Source organism: Propionibacterium acidifaciens, assembly GCF_003798325.1.
GTDB lineage: Bacteria > Actinomycetota > Actinomycetes > Propionibacteriales > Propionibacteriaceae > Propionibacterium > Propionibacterium acidifaciens.
This window is the reverse complement of record NZ_CP033719.1, coordinates 664,442-687,763: the sequence shown is the minus strand read 5'-3', so window position 1 is coordinate 687,763 and position 23,322 is coordinate 664,442. Positions and strand designations below refer to the sequence as shown.

Below are 23,322 nucleotides of genomic sequence, written 5' to 3'. Positions count from 1 at the left end.
ATGGCGCTCTCCAACTCCTTGTCTGCCCAGCTGCGGTCGAGTGCTCTCACCGCTGTACGCGGAGCCACTTGGCGCAACAATCTGCGCCTGATGCGCAATTCCGCCTCGTTGGTCTCGGCGCTGGTGATCCCCGGCATGTCGATGCTCGCTTTCTGGGTGGTCTTCGGTCACGCTGCTAGTGGCTCCGGTTTCGACTACGCCCTTTTCCTCATGGCGGCTGCCATGTTCCAAGCTGTCATGTTTACCGCCGGGGGATCGGCGATGGCCTTGGCCGTCGACGTCGAGTCGGGGCTTCTGGCCCGGGTTCGCGCGATGCCGGTCCACGTCCTGAGCGTGATCATGGGGCGCATGATCTGCGATCTGATCCGCTCGATCCTCTCCCTGTGCACCGTGATCGCCCTGGGGCTGCTGTGCGGGGCTGAACCAGCGAGTTGGTCCGGGCTGGCCTTGGCATTCCTCGTCGCCTTAGCGATGGGTGAGGTACTGGTGCTGGTCTTCTCCGGGCTAGCCCTGCGCTCGAGACAGCCGGTCCAGATGGCTGGACTCATCCAAGGCGTGGAACTTCCCCTGCTCATGGTCTCGACGGCCTTCATCCCGTTGAGCACGCTGCCTGATCGTCTGGAACCGCTCATCGCCCACATGCCCTTCTCCCCGATGATCGATACGAACCGGGCCTTGCTCAACGGTGAGACGCCCGGCGACTCGGGCTGGGAGGCGCTGGTATGGCTGACCGGCGGGCTCGTTCTCGGCGCTTGGTGGGTCTCGCGAACCTTCAGGAGGTCGGTATGAGTAGCGGCGAGCAGAACCACATTGGATGGGCGGGCGCGGTCGCTGTGCACGCCGGGCGTCTGCTGAGGCGCTGGCGCAGATCGCCCGTGACGATAGGCGCCACGCTTGGTGTGCCCGTGGTCATGATCGTGATCATCAGGGTGATGTTCGCTGGCATGGTCGAGCAGTTCAGCGGCGCTGAGATGGACATGACCGGTGTGGCCGTCATGGTCGGCGTCTCCCAGGCGTTCACTGGGGGCCTGCTCGGTGCAGGGGCGATCGTCCAGGAGCGTCACGAGGGGCTGCCGCAGCGCCTCGCCAGCATGCCGGGACCGCGCAGTGCGGCGATCGTCGGGCGTATCCTCGCCGAGGCAGCGCGTGCCTTCGCTACAACACTGGCGGCCGTGGCCCTCGGTCTTGTCCTCGGCGCGGAGTTCGGTGGTGCGGTGCATCTGCTGGGCGTGCTCGTCGTCTTGGCGTTCGTCGCGGTCTCGGCCGGTGCTGTGGGCGTCATGCTCGGTCATCTCGTGGAGACCCCGCAAGGCGCCTTCAGCTTCGCGCCGCTGGTGATGGCCGCCATGTTCTTCAACACCGCCATGATGCCCCGCGAGATGTACGCGGCTGTGCTGCGTCCCCTCGTCGACGGTTCACCGATCACCGCTGTCATCGAACTCGTCGATGCGATCATCGGCGGGGGCCTTGAAGGCCAGCAGTTGCTCGTCTTCGTCCTCTGGTTCGGCGGTCTCGTGGCGCTCAGCCTCTTGGCGCTGCGGCGCCGGGCAAGCGGTCTGCGGCGTTGGGTCCTGTGATGAGCAGTTCGTCCGCGGCGCGGGAGCCCCGCTTCGAGTTCGCCTCCTCAGGGCGTCATCTGGTCGCCACCGGAGTCGTGCGGCACGTCGAGCCGCGCTCATGGGTCGGTACCGGGGTTGCCAGGGCCGTCGAGGAGGTGCTGGCTGCTCCCCTTGAGGCCCCCCAGCTCGTGGTGGGGGTGCTTCCCTTCGACAGTGCAAGGCCGGGGATGCTCTACCGTCCTGCGGAGGCCTGCTGGAGGAGTTGCGCTTTTCCCGGTCGGCCCGAGCCCTTCGCTCCCTCTGCGTCCACGACCGCCGTCACCGATCGGCGGCCCAGTCACCAGGGCTATCGGTGCCTTGTCGCCAAGGCCGTCGAGACGATCCGCTCAGGGGGGCTGGACAAGGTGGTTCTGGGGCGCTGCGCGACGGTGTGCGCAGCGGCCCCCTGGGATCCTCAGTCGGTCTTCGTCCGACTCGGGATACAGAATCCAGACGCCTTCGTCTACCTGATTGACGTGCCCGGGGGCTATGGCGGCGAGTTCGCCCAGGAAGGGGTCTTCCTGGGCGCCAGCCCCGAACTTGTGCTGTCCTGCTCGGGTTCACGGGTGCGCACTGTGCCTTTGGCCGGCACCACCGCCCGCTGGAGTGAGCCCGAGCGGGACGAGCGGGCCTCCGAGGCCCTCCTTGAGTCTGGGAAGGACCTGGCTGAGCACTCATATGTCGTACGGGCGATCGCCAGGGTCTTTCGCGCGCGCACCGATGATCCGAGGATCCCCTCGCGTCCACGACTGGTGCCCACCCCGGCCGTGTGGCACCTTGGCACCGAGATTACGGGAACGCTCAGGGGCGGAGCCAGCCCCTTCGAGTTGCTCTATGAATTGCATCCCACGCCGGCCGTGTGCGGCTGGCCCCATGAACGTGCGCGCGATTTCATCGTCGACCACGAGGGGTTCGACAGAGGCCTCTTCGCGGGGCTGATCGGATGGATCGACGCCGATCGGAACTGCGAGTGGGCGCTGGCCCTGCGCGGAGGTGTGCTCCGCGGGGACCGGGCGACGATGTTCGCAGGAGCCGGCGTCATCGCCACCTCCGAACCAGAGGCAGAGCTGCGCGAGACCGCAGCCAAGATGCGGACCTTCCTGGCGGCCCTCGGCGGGCAGGAGGGCAGAACCGATCCCTGAGCGGCCGTGCTCGTGCCAACGGCGGGGCCATGGCCGTGAGTGATCGTCGTCTGATTCCTCGCGCGGGCCATTGCGAGGCAAACCAGTCATCGCCCGATCCCATCCACCATCCGATTCAATGCACAATCGAGGAGTGAACATGGACTCTCGAGAAGAGTCGCAGACTGGCCAGAACGGGCCGGATGCCCTGGTAGGGGCCGAGTCGCCGTGAACCGGCCGGCGGCAGGTCGCCATTGACCGCCGCGTGGATTCTCCGGTACAGGTCTTGCATCCGGGCCCGGGGCAGTCGTGTGATAACATGCGGTCCACGGCCTGTTCCTTGATTGTTTCTGGTCACGCATTAATTATCTCGGGGCAGGCCGCCCTTCGTCTTCTGCGACACGCCTCCGCGAAATCACCGACAACAACTTGGATCAACCCTATGAATAAGCCTCCCTGTCGGGTGATCCGCGGGCTCGGCCCCCAGGACAGGCTGCTGACCGCCTCCGGGCAGGGTGAGGACGGCACGTCATGAGGGCGCTTGCCGCCGTTCTGGGTTCTGAGGGCGACGTCATTCCCTTTGTGGGCTCCGTGGGCCTTCCGGTTCGCGGCCCGCAGGGTGAGCGGGGTCTGCGTCGTGGCCGTGTCCCGGGCCGCGCGGGCCGATGACGGTCCGCCGTTTCTTCGCGGCGTGGTGGGCTGCTCGGAGGCGCCTGCGGGTGCCTGCGGATGACCTCGGCTCCGAACTCGGCACGGTCTTCGTCGATGACCTCGATGGTCATTTCGAGGGGCGGTCGGGTTCCGCCGCGGAGAGGGCCGGGGCCCGTTTCAGTGGATCGTTGGCCCGGCGAAGCCCGTGGTTCTCCTGCTCCGGCTCCTTGGTGCGTTTTGCCTCAGTCGTCCTCGGGCCGGGCTCGATGCCCTTGTCGGTGTCGGCCTGCTCGACCCGGGCGCGCAGTGGCTCCACCCCTGCAGCCGGTCTGGTCGGTCCACCTGCTGGGCCGTCCCGTGCGTCGTGCCGAGCTCCTTGCGCCGTCGTACCAGTCGGGCAGCCCGTGCCTTCTCCTCGGGCGGGTACCGCCGCCGTGTCGGCCTCCCCGACGTGCTCTTGCCTCCCATGACCCCGTCCTCGTCTCCAAGATCAGGAGCCCCCAAGCAACCCAAGACGACTCAGACGGGCCAGGACGAGCTGGAAGAAGGCCCCGTCACGGGTCTGATCGAATCCCAACGCCGACCACGCCACCTGCACAACACCGACCAGTACGGCCGAGTCGCCGCGGTCACCACCGCCGGGTGCGTCACCGCGGCAGCGTCGAACTCCACCATCTGCTGGTCCGGCGCGGTCAGTCCGGCTCTCCCGGCGGCCATCAACGAGACCGGTCCGGCCTCGTCATGGGCCGAGCCGAGATGTTCCACGACCCGGTTGGTGCGGCCGTCCCTGGCCACGATCTGCACGGCCGTCGCCCCCGACGCGGTCCTCACCCTCCGCAAGAACGGACCCACCCACCGGATCCCACCCCGCCATCAGTGACCCACACCACCCACCCAAAACGTCCTGACAAGCAACAAAGCACACCAGAAACACCCAAGCCGCCTCAAGAGGCCCAATTCAGGTCTGAGACATCGTTGACTGCGGTGTTGAGCTTAGGTAAGCTTTACCTAACTTATATCCAGACTGCCTCTTCGTTTCAGGGGAAGCGGATGACGGGGCTTGAGTTCGCCGCATCCGATGCGTCCGTGGCCCAGTTGCTGATGTGTGAAGGAGTCAATGTGGGGAGCAGTGCTCGAGGACGTCGAATCGGTGTCATCGGTTCGCACGGAGCCGTCGGTAGGGCCCTGCTCGAACTCCTGTGCGCCGAGGGGTGTGAGGTCATCTGCGGCAACAGGACCAGGAGAACGCCCGATGAGGACACCCTCTTCGTCGACGCTCACAAGGCAGACAGCGTGCGCGAGTTCGCCCGAGGCTGCGCGGTGGTGGTGAACTGCGCCGGGCCTTCGTGCCTAATCAAGGACCGTGTCGCCGCTGCGCTGCCTGCAGATGCGATCTACGTCGACCCCTTCGGAGGGAATTGCTTCGAGCACTACGCAGGGGTCTGCCCCAGCATCATTAATGCGGGCTGCACTCCCGGACTGGCGGGCCTCCTGACGAGGCATCTGGCGGGGTCCTTCGACGAGTGCACCACAGCGGTCGTTTGCTGCGGCGGAAGGGAACAGGGCGGCCTCGCCGGTTTCGCTGACGTCATCCTCAGCACCCGCGACGGATACGGGCATCCTGGTCAGATGCTGGTGGAGGGGCGTGTCTGCCCCCATGTTGAGAGCGACTGGCAGATGCAGGACACCGCCTCCTTCCCGCAGGAACCGGAGAACCTGCGTTCTCCCTTCGTCACCGACGAGCTGTACAGGGTGGTTCGTGACTGCGCCATCGCGCAGCTAGCCGGATTCCTGGTGATCCCCGATCAAGCTTCACTGCAGCTGCTCCTGAAGGCCATGAGCCTCAGCGAGAGTGGTGAGCCTGAAGAGCTGATGAGATTCTTCGCACAGATCGACGCCGCCAAGTCGGGGCTAGACGAGGACAGGAAGAACTGGTCCGCCATGCAGGTGAGCGCGCGCGGACACACGGCGGGCGTGCTCAAGCGGAGTTCTGTCGCCGTGTGCTCCGATGACAGCAGCGAGCTGACGGCAGTCGTGCTCGCGCAGACCGTGCTCCGTGCACTCGAGACCGGCTGCCCCCCGGGAGCCCACTGGGCCTACCGCTTCCTGGAGGTCGAACCGGTGATGGGCGCGCTGCGGCAGGCTGGCATGCGGCTGAGCGAGAGCGGGCCGGACGAGCTGATGACAGAACGCCATCAGCATGCCGGGGCGGTCGAGTCCGGGTTCCTGTGAGCCCCTCCCCGCCGGACCTCGTCCCTCACCGAACCGTCGCGCCCCGGCCCGGGTGTCGCGGTGATCGTGCTCTGCCCGAGAAGGAAGGCGCATTATGAACAGAACACGCGTGGTCGTGTGCGGAACCACCTTCGGCCGCGTCTACGTGGCGGGTGTCCGCCGACTTCCCGAGCACTACGAACTGGTCGGCATACTCTCGCGCGGGAGCGAGCAGTCCCGCGCCTTCGCCAGCCGGCAGCGGTTGCCGCTGTTTACCACGATTGAGGAGCTGCCCGAGTTCGATATGGCTTGCGTGGTGGTCCGCTCGGGCATCGTGGGCGGCAAGGGTTCCCAGCTGGCCAGGCGTTTTCTTGCGGACGGTCGGCACGTCGTTCTCGAGCACCCGATCCACCGTGACGACGCGGTGGAGTGTTATCGCGAGGCAGCCAGGAGCGGCGGCGCCTTCTTCATCAACCCCTTCTACCGTCACAGCCCCACCATTGCGAGCTATCTGGAGATGGCGCGGGTCCTGTGCGAGGACCACGGGATCCTTGGCGTCGAGGCCGAGTGCAGCATCCACTTCCTCTTCTCGATGATCGACCTCGTAGGTCGGATCACCGGTGGTTTCACGCCTTGGGAGATCCAGGCGCAGGGCACCGTCGCCGGCGTGCTTACGCAGCTGGGCGGATCCTTCAGGGGTGTCCCCGTGAGCCTGCGCGTCGTCAATCGGATGAATCCTCTCAACCCCGATGACTTCGCCCATGTGGGCCATCGGATCACCGTTTTCACGGTGACGGGCAATCTTGTGCTGACCGAGACCGATGGGCAGATCATCTGGCACCCCAATGTCACAACCCCCCGCACTACGGAGGGTCTCTTGGAGATCGAGGCCGACGAGGCCCTGAGCACCGTCCGGTTGCATGAGAGCCTCGCCGTCGAGACCGAGGTGACCAGGCGCTGCCAGTTCGAGCGCATCTGGCCCTCAGCCGTTGCCGGATTCCTCGATGCGCTCCGCCAGGAGACGGGTAGCCCGGTGGCTCGGGCCCGCGAGGCCGAGTACATGCTGACCCTCTGCGCGGTGTGGGCCCATGCAGGCCAGCTCATGGGCCCGGCCGAACCGTTGGGTGCTGAGACACCTCTCCGGTTCCTTTCCCTCGCGCACCTCATGGAGCGGATGCCAGATGGCGCACCCAGATGACGGTGCCCAGAGCGACTCGCTCGTGATTTCGAGAATGTCAGGAGAGCTTCCAGTGAACATCGCAATACTGGTTGAAGAATTCCAGCAGCGGGGCATCGTCCTGTGGGCCAACGGGGACAGACTGGGCTACCGGTCACCCAAGGGCGCGCTGGGCCCAGCAGACCTGGCGAGCCTGAGGAGTCACAAGGCCGAGATCCTTGAGTACCTGAGGGCCGAGAAAGCTATCGAGCATGATAGCGTCGCGCGCTTCATGCCCTTCGGGATGACGGACATTCAGCGGGCCTACGCCACCGGCCAGCACGCCGGCTACGAACTCGGTGGGACCGGCTGCCACAGCTATGCGGAGTTGCGCACACAGCCAGTGGAGCGCGAGAGGCTGGAGAGGGCTTGGCACGAACTGATCCGCCGCCACGACATGCTCTCGGCATTCGTGCTGCCCCCGGACTCGCTGCGGGTTGTCCCTCCTGAGGAACTGCCCGTCGAGAGGATGCCGCGGCTGGAGGAAATCGATCTGCGTGGCCATGATCCGCAGTCGCCTGACGAGGAGCATTTGCGTCACCGTCGCGAGATGGAAGAGCGGAGCTATCCGCTGGGAGCTTGGCCCCTTCACTGCTTCCGGATCCTCCAGTTCGAAGAGTGCAGCATCTTGCAGTTCTCGATCGACATGATCATCGCCGATTTCATCAGCGTCTCGGTCATGGTCGAGGAACTGATGGACCTCTACGAGGGCAAGCCGCTGGAGCCCCTGCCTCGGGCTACCTTCAGGGACGTCCTGGTTGCGCGGGCTATCCGCGAGGAGACCCCGGCCGGGCGCGCCGAGTACGAGAGCGCGAAGGAGTACTGGCTCGGGCGTATCGGGTCCATGCCGGAGAGGCCCTCATTGCCGATTCTCACCGCCCCGCAGAGATGCGAGGGGGAGACGGTCCGCTTCACCCGTCATAGCTGGCGGTGCGGCCCTGCCGAGTGGGCCTTGCTGGTGGAACGGGCCGCTGCCTTCGGCGTGACACCGTCGAATGTGCTGCTGACCGCCTACATCGATGTCATCCGGCGCTGGTCTTCCCAGCCGGAGTTCTGCGTGAACATCACCTCGATGAACCGCGGTGATGAGCTCCCGGGCGTCGAGCGCATCATAGGGGACTTCACCGAGGTGAGCGTTCACGCCAGCCGCCGGGAGACCGGTAGCTTCCTCGAGCGGGTGTGCAAGACCCAGGAGCAGCTCGTCGACGAGCTTTCTCACTCGGCGTTCGGCGGCCTCGACGTACTGCGCGAGCTCGGCCGGGCCAGAGGCGGAAGTGCCGTCGTGCCGATCGTCTTCACCGGGGCACTGGGTGCCGGTCTGCGACGCAGGGAAGGACGAGCCCTTGAACTCGTCCATGGCGTCAGTCGCACACCGCAGGTCTGGATCGACTGCCAGGCCTTCGAGGAGGCCGGCGGTTGCAACATCAACTGGGACGTCCGCGAGGGCATCCTCGCGCCCGCGGTCCTCGAGGCTATGTGGGAGGCCTTCACCGAGGCGCTCGAGCGGCTGCTCGGCGCCGAGGAGGAGCCCTGGCATGCCGAGGACATCGTGCAGCTGGGCGAGCGGCAGCAGCAGGTGCGTGAGCGGATCCACCGGAGAGACGCGCCGCTGGCGCCCCGGACACTCCAGACTGGTTTCTGGGGAAGGGCCCAGAGCCAGCCCGAGGCGTGCGCACTGGTGTGCGGCGGCGAGAGCTTCAGCTATAGCGAGCTCGCCGGCCACGTCCAAGCCGTGGACGCGCAGCTGTCCGGGGTTGGCAGAGGGGACCGGGTCGCGATCGTCCTGGGTAAGGGCGTCTGGCAGGTGGCGGCGGTTCTCGCCGTCGTCTCCAGAGGAGCGGCCTATGTCCCCGTCGACCACGACCAGCCGTCGGCGCGCCAGCGCCGGATGATCTCGCTGTGCCGCCCCCGGGCGATCATCGCCGATGCGAACTATCGCGCGACGGACGGGCAGCTGGCCGTCGTCGACGTCGACGCATTGGGCCCACTGTCCTGGGACGGGACGGTTCCGGTGGCCGGTCCGGCGGAGGACACGGCCTACATCATCTTCACCTCCGGCAGTACGGGAACGCCCAAGGGCGTCGTAATGACACACACCGCCGCCATGAACACGATCGAGGACGTCAACCAGCGCCTCGCGGGAGCAACTCCGCGGACGGTGCTCGGCCTGTCCAAGCTGTCCTTCGATCTGTCCGTCTACGACGTCTTCGGGACCTTCGCGAGCGGGGGACGCCTCGTCCTGCCCCTTGAGTCCGAGGCGAAGGACCCGAGCAGCTGGATCGAACTGATGCGCACTTGGCGGGTGGACACCTGGAACTCGGTGCCCGCCCTGTTCCAGATGCTCCTGGCCGAGCGCGTGGCTGCTGGCCTGGCACCCGATGAGATTCTTGGGCTCGTCCTGCTCTCGGGTGATCTCATTGCCCGCACCCTGCCCGCCCAGGCCGCTTCGCACTTCCCCCGCGCCGAACTCGTGAGCCTCGGCGGGGCCACGGAGGGAGGGATCTGGTCGATCCACCATCGGATGAACGGCCACACCGGCGAGGAGAACATCCCCTACGGCAGCGCCCTGTCCCGTCAGGGCATGTACGTACTCGACGCATTCATGAACGAGTGCCCCGACGGGGTCAGGGGTAGGATCCACATCAGCGGCGAGAGCCTTGCGAGCGGCTACTTCAACGATCCCGAGACCACGGAACGCAAATTCTTCTTCTCGGCCAAGCAGGGCTGCCGTCTCTACGACACCGGCGACATCGGCAGCTACCGCCCGGACGGGGTGATCGACTTCCACGGCCGGGCGGACACCCAAGTCAAGATCAACGGCTACCGGGTCGAGATCGGTGAGATCGAGGCCGTCCTTGAAGAGCACCAGGACATCGGCCGTGCCGTCGTAGTCGTGGAAGAGACAGACGGCCGTAAGAAGCTGAGGGCCTTCGTGACGCCCGCCCAGCAGCAGGGCTCTTCTGCGGCAGATGAAGAGCGGGCGGACACACCCGAGGCGCTGGGCGCGGCGCTGCGTGAGCGCTGGTCCTCGGGTGACGCCGGCGGTCCCGACGCCGCATGCTATGCGGCATGGACGAAGGCCGGCAACGAGGCCGCCCTGGCCGCTCTGCTGGCGGCCTTCGTCGAGGCTGGGCTTTTCACCGAGCCAGGGGCGGTTCATTCCCAGGAGCAGATCGTCGCCAGGCTCAGGCCCGATCCCGAGTACCGGGAGCTGGTGGGTCGCTGGCTCGGCATGCTCACGGCCGAGGGCGTCCTGCAGGCCGACGAGGGGGGCTTCACCCTCACGTCCGAGAGCCTCGAGCACTACCGCATGGCCGAACGTTGGGACCACTTCGCGGCCATGGAGGCCCGGGTGCTCAACAGCTCCGCTCTGTTCGAGTACCAGCATTACGCGGCGGGCACACTGCTGCGCCAGATCCGTGGCGAGGTGAATCCTCTTGAGCTGTTCTTCCCCGGCGGCAGGACCGACAACGCCCACGCCATCTACGCGGAGAACAGGATCAGCGAGGCCACCAATGCGGCCGTCGCGGAGGCGGTGGCGAGAGTCGTCGAGTCACGCGGGGACCGCCCGATCCGTGTCCTGGAGATCGGGGCGGGCGTGGGCGCCAGCACCACGTACATCCTGCCTAAGCTCCCCGAGAACATCGCGGAGTACCGGTTCACCGATTTGTCCACCTTCTTCCTGCGCAATGCGAGGGAGAGCTATCGCGACTACGGCTTCATGAGCTACGGGCTCTTCGACATCAACGCCGAGTGTGCCGGGCAGGACGTCGAGCTGGGCGCCTACGACGTGATCGTCTGTGCGAACGTCCTGCACAATGCGGTGAACATCGACCAGACCTTCGCCCGGCTGAACCAGCTGCGGCGGCCCGACGGCGTGATCGTCATGATCGAACCGGTCACCGAGCTTTACGCCGCGCTCATCTCGATATCGATCAAGATGAGCCTGGTCGAGTTCACCGATGTGCGCGCCGACGGCCATCGGGTCTTCCTCGACGAGGAGCAGTGGGAGGGAGTCTTCACCAGGGCGGGACTGCGCAGGATCGCCGAGTACCCCGGCCGGTTCGACCCGCTGCGCGAGTGCGGCCAGCGCCTGTTCGTCCTCACCGAGCCTGGTGCGCGCAGGATCGACGAGGAGGAGCTGACGGGCTTTCTGCGCGAGATGCTTCCCGGCTACATGGTGCCCGCATCCCTCACCGTGATGGACGCGATGCCGTTGAGTGCGAACGGGAAGATCGATAGGAAGGCTCTCCTGAGCTCGTTCACGTCCCGTCAGGAATCCGAGGAGCAGCCGCTCGCCGCGCCCCAGGGGGGGTTGGAGGAGCGGATCGCGGCCCTGTGGCGCGATGTCCTTGAGAACGAGCGGATCGGCCGCGACGAGGACTTCTACGCAGCCGGTGGCGACTCGCTGCTCATGGCCAAGGCCGTCACAAGGATGCGCCAGGAGATCGACGCGCTGAAGGACCAGAGCTGGGATCTCATCATGCGTGAGATGCTCAAGAAGCCCACGGTCGCCGGGATCGCCGAGGCCCTCGGTGGTGGGGCGGTTGAGGTCTCCGACCCCCAGACGACCGCCGATACCGTGGTCGCCACAGATGGAGCGCGGGTGGCTCCGAGCGGCCCTGCCGTCTCGTCGTCTTCTGCGGCTGCTGCTGGTGCACAGCGCCTGCACGTCTACGGGCTCGGGGAGGACCAGGGCTCGTGCCGGGCCTTCTTCCACGCCGGTACCGGGCGCATCAAGGACTACGATCTCCTGGTTCCGGCGCTCATGGAGCGCAGCCCCGCAACGGCCCACGTCGGTTTCACCTCCGGTGACGCCGACGAGTACCTGGCCAGTCCCACTGATGCTCTCATCGCCGAACGGGCGCGCCTCTACGCACAGGACCTGCTGGAACTGGACATGGACAGCTACGAGCTGGTCGGCTACTGCATCGGAGGCTTCTTCGCGTTGGAGACGGCGAAGATCCTCACCGAGCTGGGGCGCCGGGTCTGCAGGGTGGTCGCGGTGAGCACCCATCTGTGCCCGCACCGCATCGCCAACGAGATGCTGTGCGAGTTCGCCTACGGGTGCGTCGTCGAGGCCGACCCACGGGCTCTCGGCGCTGATTTCAGCATCGAGTTGCTCCGTGAGGGCCTCGAACACATCCTCGGTGGCCAGAACAGGGACATCACGGACGAGGAGCTGTGCGCCCTCGACGGCCGCTACGCCTCGCTCGGCTCCTATTTCTCTGCCTGCTCGCGCATGTCGCCGAAGCATCGACGCCGGCGGATCTACGAGACGGTCAAGGGCTACGAGAACGATGCAGGCAGCGCCCGAGCCATGCTCGAGATCCTCTACGACGTCTTCCGGCACTCCCTGCGCGGGACGATCGGATACCGGCCGGATGTCTACTTGGGCACGGTGCTCGCTCTGCAGCCCGAGCGCGGAGTCGATGGCTTCTATCCCTCGCTCGGCGGCGACGTCGACTGGCCCAGCACCGTCCTGGGGCAGCTGCGGACCGGGATCATCAGTGGTTCGCACTCCGACTGCCTGACCGAGGAGAACTATCGCTCGATCCTGACCCACTTCGAGCAGGACCAGGGGGATTGACAAGCATGGCCAGGATCGGACATGTCATCTACAAGGCGGACGATCTGGAACAGGCCGTGGCCGAGTTCCGCGCCGAGGGTTTCGAGGTCGAGTACGGCAAGGCCAAGGACCCGCACAATGCGCTGATCTACTTCTCCACCGGCCCCTATGTGGAGATCATCGCGGGGATCCACATGCCTGCCGTGGTGCGCGGTGCTCTCGCGCTCACAGGGCACCGGCGCATGGTCGAGGACTATGACCGCTTGGCGCAGGCCCCGCAGGGCTACAGCCGGATCGTCTTCGAGGTCGAACGCGAGAAGTTCACGGCCCTGGAACATCTGTGCGCCGTGCACGACCGGTCAACGGTGATCTCGCCGGTCGCCAGGAAGGACCCGCACGGGCGTCGGCTCTCCTGCCGCTGTCTGGTGCCGGACGATTGGAGTGTGCCGATGTTCGTCACCCCGTTCGCGGTGGACACGCACCGCGCATCAGCCCATCCCAATGGTTTCACGCGGATCGAGGAGATCCGCTACGCCGGAAGCGAGACAGCCGTGGGAATCTGCCTGGGCGCGCAGGCCGAGGAACGACTCAGGTGCAGCATCGGGGACGGCACCATCGAGGTGAGTTTCGCATGAGTGCCGGGGCGCGGATGAGGGCACAGGAGATCCTTGACGCCTATGAGGCGAGCGGTCATCTGCGCAGGAGGAGCCTGTGCGAGGAACTGCACGAGGTCTGCCTGCGCCACAGCGAGCGCCGCGCCGTCGTCGCCCCAGACGCAGAGCTGAGCTATCGGCAGCTGGACCTGACGATCGCGCACTGGGCCCGGGCATTCCTTGAGGCGGGGCTGTCGGGAGGAGACCAGGTGCTCGTGCAGCTGCCGAACAGCGCCGCCTATCTGGTGAGCCTGTTCGCGCTCATGAGGATCGGCGCCGTCCCGACGCTCATGCTGCCCTCACACCGTCATAGCGAACTGGTCCGGCTGGCCCGGCAGCTTCGTCCCGTCGCCTACATCGGGGGGCGGGACCAGCTCGGATTCGACTGCGTCGCGATGGTCGAGGAAGCCGATCCGCAGGAGCTGGACATCCGTCTCCTCTACGCCGACGCTGGCCCTGAGTACGCCGGACCCGCGCCGTGCCACCGACTGCCCCCGCTGCCTGGGACGGCCGATCCCGAGCCCCCGCCGCTGCCGGTGGCCGGGCCTGGACACCGGGACGCGGCCCTGAATCTGCTCTCCGGGGGCACGACGAGCGAACCCAAGATCATCCCGCGGGTGCACGAGGCCTATGCCTGCAATGCGAGGGCGGCCGCTCTGCGCTGCGGCATCGGTCCCGACAGCGTCTACCTTGCGGTGCTCTCGAGCTCCCACGACTTCCCTCTGGCGCAGCCGGGCGTCCTGGGGACGCTGCTGTGCGGCGGGACCGCAGTGATGTGCGCCAGCGCCGCCTTCGACGAGGCCTTCGCCGCGATCGAGGCCAACCGGGTGACAGTGACTGCGATCGTGCCAGCCGTCGCCCAGCTGTGGAACGAGGCCCTGGAGTGGTACCCAGCCCAGCTGTCCAGTCTCCGGCAGATCCTCATCGGGGCAGCCAGGCTCGACGCGGAGCTGGGGCGTTCGCTCATGGCCAGGACAGGTGCGCTGATCCAGCAGGGATACGGGCTGGGCGAGGGAATCACCACGTTCACCCGCCTGGACGATCCGGAGCTGGTGGCCCTCGGCACCCAGGGGACGCCGATCTCGGACGGTGACGTCCTGCGGATCGTCGACCCGCAGGGCAGACAGCTGCCCGCCGGCGTCGTCGGCGAGATCATCGAGAAGGGCCCCTACACCTTCCTTGGCTATCACGGCGCCCACGCCGATGACGACTGCTTCACCGCCGATGGTTTCCTGCGGACCGGCGACCGTGGCTATCTGGATGCCGACGGCAATCTCGTCGTCTGCGGCCGCGTCGTTGAGCAGATCAACCGGCTGGGGGAGAACGTCTCCCCGCACGAGATCGAGCACTTCCTGGGGCTGATCGGTGGCGTCCGCGAGGCTGCGGTCTTCGGCGCACCCGATGAGGAGCTGGGGGAGCGGACGGTGGCGGTCATCGTCACCGACGGGCCCCTCGACCGGCGGAGGGTCATGAAGGACTTCGAGGAGCAGGGTATTGCTCGCTACAAAGTGCCCGACGAGGTCATCGTCGTCGATGCGATCCCCCGGACCAACATCGGCAAGGTCGACAAGGAAGCGCTCCGCGCGATGACCCAGCAGCGGACCGAGCGGACAGACTGAGGAAGGACAGAGGTGCTCACCAAGGACGAGATCCGCGAGAGGCTCGCGGCGTCGGTCTCGGCGATTCTTGGCGCCGAGACCGAGATCGCTGGCACGGACAATCTGCTCACACTGGGGCTGGAGTCCCTGCCGACCATGAGGTTGCTTGCCGGATGGATCAAGCAGGGCTACCGCGTCTCCTTCGGCTCGTTCATGCGCCGTCCCACGCTCGCCGAATGGGTGCAGCTGCTCGTCGAGGCCTCCCCGGGCGAGCCTGCCGACGGCTCGGCTGAAGGGATGGCCATGGCGTTCGCGCAGTCGGGGCCCCAAGACCCTGCCGATGCCGGGATCGGTCAGGGCGCGGAGCCGCCCGAGGCCGCGGGGGCGCGCAGTGATGCCGAGCCCTTCGACCTGACGGACGTGCAGTACGCCTATTGGATCGGCCGCAGGCAGGGGCAGTACATGGGCGGTGTCGGCTGTCACGGCTATGTGGAGGTCGAGACCGGCTGGCTGGACCCGGCCCGGCTGGAGGCTTCCTGGGAGACGCTGCTGCGCGCCCATCCCATGCTGAGGGCCTGCTACACCGACGACGGCAGACAGTACGTGCGCGCCGAACCGGCTGACGCCTCCGTGGCCATCCATGATCTGACCGGCCTGGGCGCCGATGAGCAGCAGGCGGCGCTGCTGGAGATGCGCGAGGCGTTGTCCCACCGGCTCCTGGCCATCGACGAGGGGCAGGTGTGCTGCCTGCAGCTGAGCCTGCTCGATGAGAACAGGGCACTCCTGCATTTCGACATCGACCTGTTGGTCTGCGATGTGCAGAGCTTCCAAATCATCTTGCGCGATCTCGCGCACCACTACGCGACGGGCGAGGCGCCCCGGACCGACCCAGAGTGGAGTTTCGCGGACTATCTGGAGACCAGGGCGCGTGAGGGCGCCGAGGACGTCGAGCGGGACAGGCAGTACTGGCTCGCGCGCATCGACGAACTCTCCTCAGGCCCGCGGCTGCCCCTGCGCCGGGGCGGGAAACCTGCCGCGGCTCCGCGTTTCGTGCGCCGCTGTCACAGCTTCGACCGGAGCAGCTGGAGGGCCCTGCGCACGGCCTGCGAGCGGCACGGCACGACACCGGCGATGGTGCTCCTGACTGCCTATGCGCGCACGATCGGGCAGTGGAGCGAGGAGAAGCGCTTCCTCATGAGCGTTCCGCTGTTCAACCGTGACAGCGATCCCGCCATCGAGGACGTCGTGGCGGACTTCACCACCCTCACCCTCACCGACGTCGACCTGAGCAGCCGACGGTCCTTCGTCGAGGACCTGCGCGCCATCCAGGAGTCCTTCTACGAGGACGTCGTCCACTGTGGCTACTCGGCGGTCCGGGTCCTGCGCGATCTGCGTGCCCGACGCGGCGAGCAGTTCCTCGCGCCCGTCGTCTTTTCCTGCAATCTCGGTGAGCCGCTGGTGAACGAGGAGTTCGTGGAGACCTTCGGCGAGATCGGCTATATGATCTCGCAGACCCCGCAGGTCTGGATCGATCTGCAGGTCTTCAACACTATTGACGGCTTCACCCTTATCTGCGACGCCGTCGAGCAGATTTTCCCCGAGGGCCTGCTCGACGAGATCGTCGACTGTCTCGTGCGCGAGACCGAGCAGGCGATCGCCTCGCAGCTGGGATCCGCTGGGCCCGTCGAGCCTCGAGGAGTGCTCGCCAGGCGCGCCGAACGCGCCGAGCTGACGAACTGGGCCCTGCCCGAGACCACTCTGGTCCACCAACTGCTCGCAGCGGCTAGCAGATTCCCTGACCGTCCCGCCCTGCGCGCCCACGACGGGCGCACACTGAACCACCGCGAGTTCGTCGAACGCGCGCGGGCCGTTGCTGGCTCACTGGCGGCTGTCGGGTTGCGGCGCGGTGGGCTCTGTGCGGTCATGATGGACAGAGGCCCCGAGCAGGTCATCGCCGCCTTCGGGGTGATGCTCACCGGAGCCGCCTATGTCCCGGTGAATCCTCAGCAGCCGCCGGAGCGGCTCGCGGCCATCCTCTCCTCCCCGCGGATCGGCTTCCTGCTGAGCGATCAGGAGCCCTGGGAACGGTGGTACGAGAACGGTGTGCGCGTCATCGGCTTCGAAGAGGCCCGCCGCGGCAGCGGGGAGCTGTCCCTGCCCAGGCCACGACCGCAGGACCCCGCCTATGTCATCTACACCTCCGGGACCACCGGTGTCCCGAAAGGGGTCGAGATCAGCCACGGAGCCGCCTGGAACACGATCGAGGTGGTGAACCGCCGTCTCGGCATCAGGCCCTATGACCGGGTGCTGGGTGTCTCGGCCTTCGACTTCGATCTGTCGGTCTACGACGCCTTCGGCGTCCTCGCGGCGGGCGGTTGCCTGGTGACCATCGCCGACGAGGCGCGCCGCGACGCCGTCGTCTGGCTGGACCTGGTGGAGTCCTGCCGGATCACCGTGTGGAACTCGGTCCCCACTCTGTTCGAGATGCTTTTGACGAGCGCCGCCGGCGCGCCGGAAAGGCTTGCGAGCTTGCGTCACGTGCTGCTGTCCGGCGACTGGATCGACGTGGGGCTGCCGAGCCGGATGGCCGAGCTCATGCCCGACGGGCACATTCTCGCCATGGGAGGGGCGACTGAGGCCGCCATCTGGTCGAACGCCATCGAACTGACCGGCGCCGTCCCCGAGGACTGGGTCTCGATCCCCTACGGGCGCGCCTTGGAGCACCAGGCCTATCGAGTGGTCGACGCCGAGGGACGGGACTGCCCGGACCACGTGGCGGGGGAGCTGTGGATCGGTGGGCTCGGCGTCGCCACCGGCTATGTCGACGACCCGGAGCTCACTGCGAAGAAGTTCGTGGACGCAGAGGGAAGCCGCTGGTACCGTACCGGTGATCTGGGCTGCTTCTGGCAGGATGGGACCATCGAATTCCTCGGCCGCTCCGACAATCAGATCAAGCTGCGCGGGCACCGGATCGAGCTGGGGGAGGTCGAGGCCGCCTGCGAGGCCCTGTTGCCCGTGACACGGGCCGTGTGCGTCCCCGTGCGGGGCTCGGCCTCGAGCTCGCTGGTCGTCTTTGTCCAACCCGAGCAGCCTCTGGCCCCGGACGGCCCGGAGAGTGGGGGAGCGCTCGAGACGGAGGCTGAGGACGTCGGCCGTATCGATGTCGACGCCGTCCTGGCACCCGTGCTAGCCGACCAGGAGTTGCGCGCCGCGCTCGCGCACGACGAAGCCGTGCAGTGCGGCTACGCCATGGAGACCATGCGCCGATGGACCGCCCAGCTCATCTGCCGGAGGCTCTCCGCCGACGACCGTCTCGTCGCCCTGAAACGCAGCTGGGCGCACTGGCTCGCCGACCAGGACGCCGTGACCGCGGTCCTGCCCAGTGAGGCCGAACGCGCCGAGCTCGATCGCTTCGTGAGGCCCTTCGGCAGGGCCTTCGTCGAGGCGGCGCAAGCCGAGTCACTGGCCGAGTTTGTCCAGAGGCCCGAGGTCGTGTCCGTCGAGGAATTCCTGTCCGGCAGGGCCGTGGGGCGTCTGACGCACGCTGCCATCAGGGAAATCGTGCGCGCGCTCGGGCAGGCGGACGAGGCGGGGATGCGGGTGTTTGAACTGGGCGCCAGACGCCTCCGTGAGTCTCGCGAGTACGCCCAGGCGAGCGGCTCGTCCTCCTATACCATGGCTGACTACTCGCCCTATTATCTCGACCGGATGGACGAGTCCGAGCCCGGCTCCTTCGGGCGGATGCTGTTCACAACTGTCGGGAAGCCGGCCCCGGTGTCGGCCGCCGAGCGCTTCGACCTGGCGATCTGCAATCAGAGCGTCCACCAAAGCACCGACGTCGACGCGAGCCTGCGACGGATCCACGCCCTGCTCGCCGAGCAGGGCCTGCTGCTGCTTGTCGAGCCGATCTCCTCGACGCCCCTGGCCGAGGTGAGCATCGCCTTCCTCAGCGTGCAGTACAGCGATGCCCGCCAGGGCAGTGGAGAGATGCTGCTCGACGCGCAGGCCTGGCGAGAGGCGCTCGAGGGCGCCGACTTCCGCCTGTTGTCGAGCATCGGGCTGACCGAGTCCCTGATGCTCTTCCTGGCGGTCAGGGCCGGCGGAGCCGAACCGGTGCCTGTGCCGCCCCAGGAATACGAGGAGGCCGTCCGCGTGCTATCGGCCAGACTCCCCGAGTACATGCTCCCCAAGCGGATCATGCGCCTCGGCGAGTTCCCCCTAACCGCGAACGGGAAGGTGGACCAGAGGGCACTTGTGGGGCTCCTCACGCCCGAGAGTTTTCAGGACGAGCCTACGGCGGCCAAGAGCGAGGTCGAGCTGAGCGCCACCGAGGAAGCTCTGATCGGCATCTGGGAAGAGCTGTTGGACGTGGATGCCGGGACGGACAGCGATTACTTCCGGCTGGGCGGGGACTCGCTGGTGGCGACCAGACTCAGGAAGCGGATCGAGGAGCGCTTCGATGTCGACTTCGGGCTGGACATCGTCTTCGACTCGCCCGTGCTGAAGGACATGGCTGCCCGGATCGACTCGCTCGCGGCGCGGACGGGAGGCGGTGACGAACTGCCGGCGATCGTGCACGCCGAGGACCAGTACGCACCCTTCCCCCTCACAGAGGTGCAGCAGTCCTATCTGATCGGCGCCTCGGGAGCCGTGGAGCTTGGTGAGGTGTCGAGCCACTGCTATTTCGAAATGGCCACCGCAAGGCTCGACTTGGCGCGCCTGGAGGACTCCTTCAACGCTCTCGTCGAACGTCACCCGATGCTCCGCGCCGTCGTCTGCGAGGACGGTCTGAGCCAAAGATTCCTGCCGCAGGTGCCGCGCTACAGGATCGCCCATGTCCAAGGGCAGGGTCTACCGGGCACCCAGCGCGTCGAACGAATCCGGCAAGAGATGTCGCGTCAGCGCTTCGACCCGACGCAGTGGCCGTGCTTCGACGTGCGCTACGCGGGCACCGGCGAGGGTGAGGGACGGCTTTTCCTGAGTTTCGACAACGTCTTCATCGATGGCTGGAGTATGTTCCACGTCTTCCGCGAGTGGAAAGAGTTCTACGAGGCTGGGCCCGCTTCGTACGCCGGGCGGACTCCCGCGTACTCCTTCAAGGACTATGTGGAGGCGATGGAACGGCTCCGGGCTAGCGAGGCCTACCAGCAGGACCTCGACTACTGGGAGGACCGCCTGGACCGCATCCACCCGGCGCCGCAGCTGCCGGTCTCGCAGCCCGATGGGGACTCTTCGTCGGCCTTCGTCCGACACAGCGCCCTCGTGGAGCCCGCCGCCTGGCAGGCCGTGAAGGAGGGCCTCCGTCAGGAGGGCCTCACCGAGGCCGCCTTCCTCGCCGAGGTTTACGCGGAGACGCTGGCCCGATACAGTGAGGAGCCGGGGCTCAGCATCAATTTGACACAGTTCGAGCGCACTCCCTTCGCGCCGGAGGTCGACGCGATCGTCGGCGATTTCACGAGCCTGTCGATCCTGAGCGTCGACACTCGCAGCGGCGCCTCCTTCAGCCGGCGGGCCAGAGCCCTGCAACGGCGGATGTGGCGCAATTTGGCCCACAGCCATGTCAGCGGGGTGAGCGTCGAACGCATGCTCAACCGGCAGCGCCGATCGCAGATCACCATGCCGGTGGTTTTCACCTGCGGCCTAGGGGTGGTCGAACGCGATGCGTCCACCAGCCCCTATCTCGGCGTCATCGACTACGGGCTCTCCCAGACGCCCCAGGTGTGGATGGACCTGCAGGTCTACGAGGACGACGGGGGGCTGGTGCTGAACCTCGACGCCGTCGAGGCCCTCTTCCCCGAGCAGATGGTGGACGGGATTTTCCGCTCGCTGGTGCAGGCGGTGGAGTCCCTCGCCAAGGGATTCGCAGCGCAGCCGCTCTCCTGGGGGCAGGAGACAGTCACAGTCTGCCCAAGCCTCAACCGTGACGGGATCGCGGCGCTCAACCGCACCGGCGTCCTCAGCGAGGACTCCGGGCCGGGTGACGGCACGCAGACGCTGCTCGGGCTCTTCGACGAGGGCCTGCGGGACCACGGTGGGCGCACAGCGGTCATTGACTCCGAGCGCGAACTGTCCTACACAGAACTCGACGAGGAATCGGAGCGCTGGGCCCGGCTCATCGCGGCCGAGTCCCCCGAGCCCGGCTCCCTCGTCGCGATCCTGCTGCCGAAGTCCACCCATCAGATCAGCGCGGTCCTCGGCGTCTTCAAGGCAGGCTGCGCCTATCTCCCCCTGGACCCCACCCACCCGGTGGCGCGCAACAGTAGGATCCTCACCGACGCGGGGGTCGGCATCGTCCTGGTAAAGGACCGTCAGGGGTTGCCCGAGCCTATCGGGCGTGGCCGCGCCGTGATCGAACTTGCCGACGTGATGGGCGGGTTCTCTCCTGTCAGTTCCCCTGCGGCGCCCATCGGGAGCGGACCCGCAGCCGACGGATTGGCCTATGTGATCTACACCTCCGGGACGACCGGTGTGCCCAAGGGGGTCGCGATCGCCCATCGGGCGGTGGTCAACACCATCCGGGACGTCAACGCGAGACTCGGGGCGGGCCCGCAAGACCGTGTCCTCGCTCTGTCCGAACTGAATTTCGATCTGTCCGTCTACGATGTCTTCGGCATGCTCGCCTGCGGCGGCGCGATCGTCATGCCCTCTCTGCAGGGTCTGCGTGATCCTGCGCACTGGTGGGAGCTGACGTGCAGTCACCAGGTCAGCCTGTGGAACTCGGTGCCCTCGCTGTTCTCGATGTACGCCGGACACCTGGCCGACCGGGGACTCGTGGACGAGCATCTGCGGGCGGTGCTGCTGAGCGGAGATTGGATTCCGGTCGACGTGGCGCTGCGCATCGCGGACAGTTTCCGGGACTGCCGTGCATACGGCCTGGGCGGCGCGACCGAGGCCTCGATCTGGTCCAACTGGCATCCGATCAGTGTCGCCGACGCACAACGGCCGAGCATCCCCTACGGCAAGCCGCTGGCGAACCAGCGGATGTACGTCCTGGACGACGCGCTGGAGGACCGTCCCGAGCTCGTGCCGGGCGATCTGTACATCGCCGGCCGTGGGCTCGCGCTGGGCTACTGGAAGGACCCGGTGCGGACCGGGCAGTCCTTCCTCCGGCACCCGAGGACGGGCGAGAGGCTCTACCGCACCGGCGACCAGGCCATGTACGGGCGCGACGGGCAGATCGTCTTCCTCGGACGACGTGACGGCCAGGTCAAGGTCGGCGGCTACCGCATTGAGCTCGGGGAAATCGAGTCGGCCGCTTTGACGGTACCCGGATTGCGGGAGTGCGTCGCCGTCGTCACTAGGGCCGGTGTTTCCGAGCGCACTGCATCGACGACGCGTGCGTCCGAACGCACCGGCAATATTGAACTGTACGTTGTGGTCGAGTCTGAGGATGTCCTTGGGCTTGTGGAAGGACGACTGGCCCAGACACTGCCGCAGTACATGCGGCCCCGACGGATCGTTCCACTCGCCGAGCTCCCACGTACCTGGAACGGCAAGGTTGACAGGGACAGCCTTGAAGCGCAGTCCCAGGAGTCTTTCATGGCTCCGACGGGTCCACGTAATGAACGGGACGCTCGACTCGTCGCGATGTGGTCGAGGCTGCTGGACAGCGACGAACCCGGTATCGACGACGACTTCTTCCGGCTCGGCGGCGACTCGCTCGCCGCGGTCCACTTGGTCAACGCGATCCGCAAGGAGATCTCGGTGGAGATTTCCATCCGGGATGTCTTTGCTCTCCCGACGGTGCGTCAGCTTTCCGATCACATCGAGGCCAGCGTGGGGGCTGATGTCGAGGAGGGGGAGATCTGATGGAGCGACTGACGGAATTCCCCTTCGTCGAGGACACAGGCGCGTCCCGGCTCCGCATGATGTTCTGCTTCCACCATGCCGGCGGTTCCGCCGCGGTCTTCCGGCCATGGACCAAGTACCAGGAACGGCTCATGGTCGTGCCGGTCGAACTGCCCGGCAAGGCGACACGGATCAGTGAGAAACCCGCGACTGACGGGGAGCAGCTGGTGGGCTCGCTCGCCGGGGCCATGGCCGAGATGATCAACGACCAAGAGTACTGCGTCTACGGTCATTCGATGGGCGCGATGCTGGGATTCAAAACGGCGGCGCTCCTCGAGTCTGAGTATGGGATGGTGCCGCGGCTCATGGTCGTGGCTGGCCGCCACGAGCCCCTGCGCAGCCCCGTCAGCCATTTCCACAGCTCTCAGGGCGAGGAGGCGCTGATCTCTGAACTCGTCAGGCTCGGCGGTACCCCCGCCGAGCTGCTCGCCGACCGTGAACTGCTGGACTGGTTACTGCCACAGATCATTGCCGACTACCGCATAGACGAGACCTTGGTCCACCGGGGGGAGATACTCAGCTGCCCGATTCATGCCCATGTCGGGTGTGAGGACACCGAGACGCCTGCTGAACTCGTGGTCGGATGGCAGGCCATGACGAGTGCGCAGTTCGAGTTGCGGAGCTTCGAGGGGGACCATTTTTTCCCCCACCAGCCGGGAACGGCCTACTACCGGGAGCTTGAGGAGGAGATGTGCGCGAACCCGCGAACGTCGGCACGGCAGCGCCACCGACAGTCGAATCACCCAGGAGATGTGGAGGAGAAGGATGAGCGATGAGGACCATGCGAGGCCGGGCCTTCGAAAGACTGCAGATCACCGATTTTATGACGATCAGCATCTTCTTCCAGCATCTTCTTC

Annotated in this window: 11 protein-coding genes; 10 read left to right on the top strand and 1 reads right to left on the bottom strand. The window is 66.7% G+C overall.

What is annotated here, in order from left to right; genetic code table 11:
• The 3 genes from EGX94_RS03000 to EGX94_RS02990 are packed head-to-tail and all read left to right on the top strand — an operon-like array spanning position 1 to position 2,740.
• Positions 1 to 789, top strand: coding sequence for an ABC transporter permease (locus EGX94_RS03000; RefSeq protein ID WP_021797273.1), 789 nt, complete (start codon positions 1 to 3; stop codon positions 787 to 789).
• Entirely contained in the window at positions 786 to 1,577 is a 792-nt protein-coding gene (locus tag EGX94_RS02995) for an ABC transporter permease (RefSeq protein WP_043121111.1), read from the top strand. Before EGX94_RS03000 ends, EGX94_RS02995 begins: the two co-directional genes overlap by 4 nt.
• Positions 1,577 to 2,740, top strand: a complete 1,164-nt coding sequence (locus EGX94_RS02990) for an isochorismate synthase (RefSeq protein WP_051383771.1) — start codon at positions 1,577 to 1,579, stop codon at positions 2,738 to 2,740. Before EGX94_RS02995 ends, EGX94_RS02990 begins: the two co-directional genes overlap by 1 nt.
• 1,149 nt (positions 2,741 to 3,889) lie before the next feature.
• Here the strand turns inward: EGX94_RS02990 and EGX94_RS02985 are convergent.
• On the bottom strand, positions 3,890 to 4,174 hold the full coding sequence (locus tag EGX94_RS02985; protein ID WP_192962682.1) for a hypothetical protein: 285 nt from the start codon (positions 4,172 to 4,174) through the stop codon (positions 3,890 to 3,892).
• Between the two features lie 72 nt (positions 4,175 to 4,246).
• Here EGX94_RS02985 and EGX94_RS02980 point away from each other — a divergent pair, with 72 nt between their 5' ends.
• The 7 genes from EGX94_RS02980 to EGX94_RS02950 all read left to right on the top strand — a co-directional run bounded on the left by EGX94_RS02980 (position 4,247) and on the right by EGX94_RS02950 (position 23,241).
• The gene (locus EGX94_RS02980; protein ID WP_196807746.1) at positions 4,247 to 5,602 is read left to right on the top strand and encodes an NAD-dependent epimerase/dehydratase family protein; all 1,356 of its coding nucleotides are present in this window, start codon (positions 4,247 to 4,249) and stop codon (positions 5,600 to 5,602) included.
• Between the two features lie 94 nt (positions 5,603 to 5,696).
• Entirely contained in the window at positions 5,697 to 6,779 is a 1,083-nt protein-coding gene (locus EGX94_RS02975; protein WP_021797255.1) for a Gfo/Idh/MocA family oxidoreductase, read from the top strand.
• A gap of 52 nt (positions 6,780 to 6,831) precedes the next feature.
• On the top strand, positions 6,832 to 12,387 hold the full coding sequence (locus EGX94_RS02970) for a non-ribosomal peptide synthetase (protein WP_021797263.1): 5,556 nt from the start codon (positions 6,832 to 6,834) through the stop codon (positions 12,385 to 12,387).
• 5 nt (positions 12,388 to 12,392) lie between these two features.
• Positions 12,393 to 13,001, top strand: coding sequence for a VOC family protein (locus tag EGX94_RS02965; RefSeq protein WP_021797253.1), 609 nt, complete (start codon positions 12,393 to 12,395; stop codon positions 12,999 to 13,001).
• A complete protein-coding gene (locus tag EGX94_RS02960) occupies positions 12,998 to 14,638 on the top strand; it encodes an AMP-binding protein (protein ID WP_196807747.1) in 1,641 nt (546 codons plus the stop codon). The genes EGX94_RS02965 and EGX94_RS02960 overlap by 4 nt, the downstream gene beginning before the upstream one ends.
• Before the next feature lie 12 nt (positions 14,639 to 14,650).
• Entirely contained in the window at positions 14,651 to 22,426 is a 7,776-nt protein-coding gene (locus EGX94_RS02955) for a non-ribosomal peptide synthetase (protein ID WP_021797281.1), read from the top strand.
• Entirely contained in the window at positions 22,426 to 23,241 is an 816-nt protein-coding gene (locus tag EGX94_RS02950) for a thioesterase II family protein (protein ID WP_021797257.1), read from the top strand. Before EGX94_RS02955 ends, EGX94_RS02950 begins: the two co-directional genes overlap by 1 nt.
• The last annotated feature ends 81 nt before the right edge of the window (positions 23,242 to 23,322 follow it).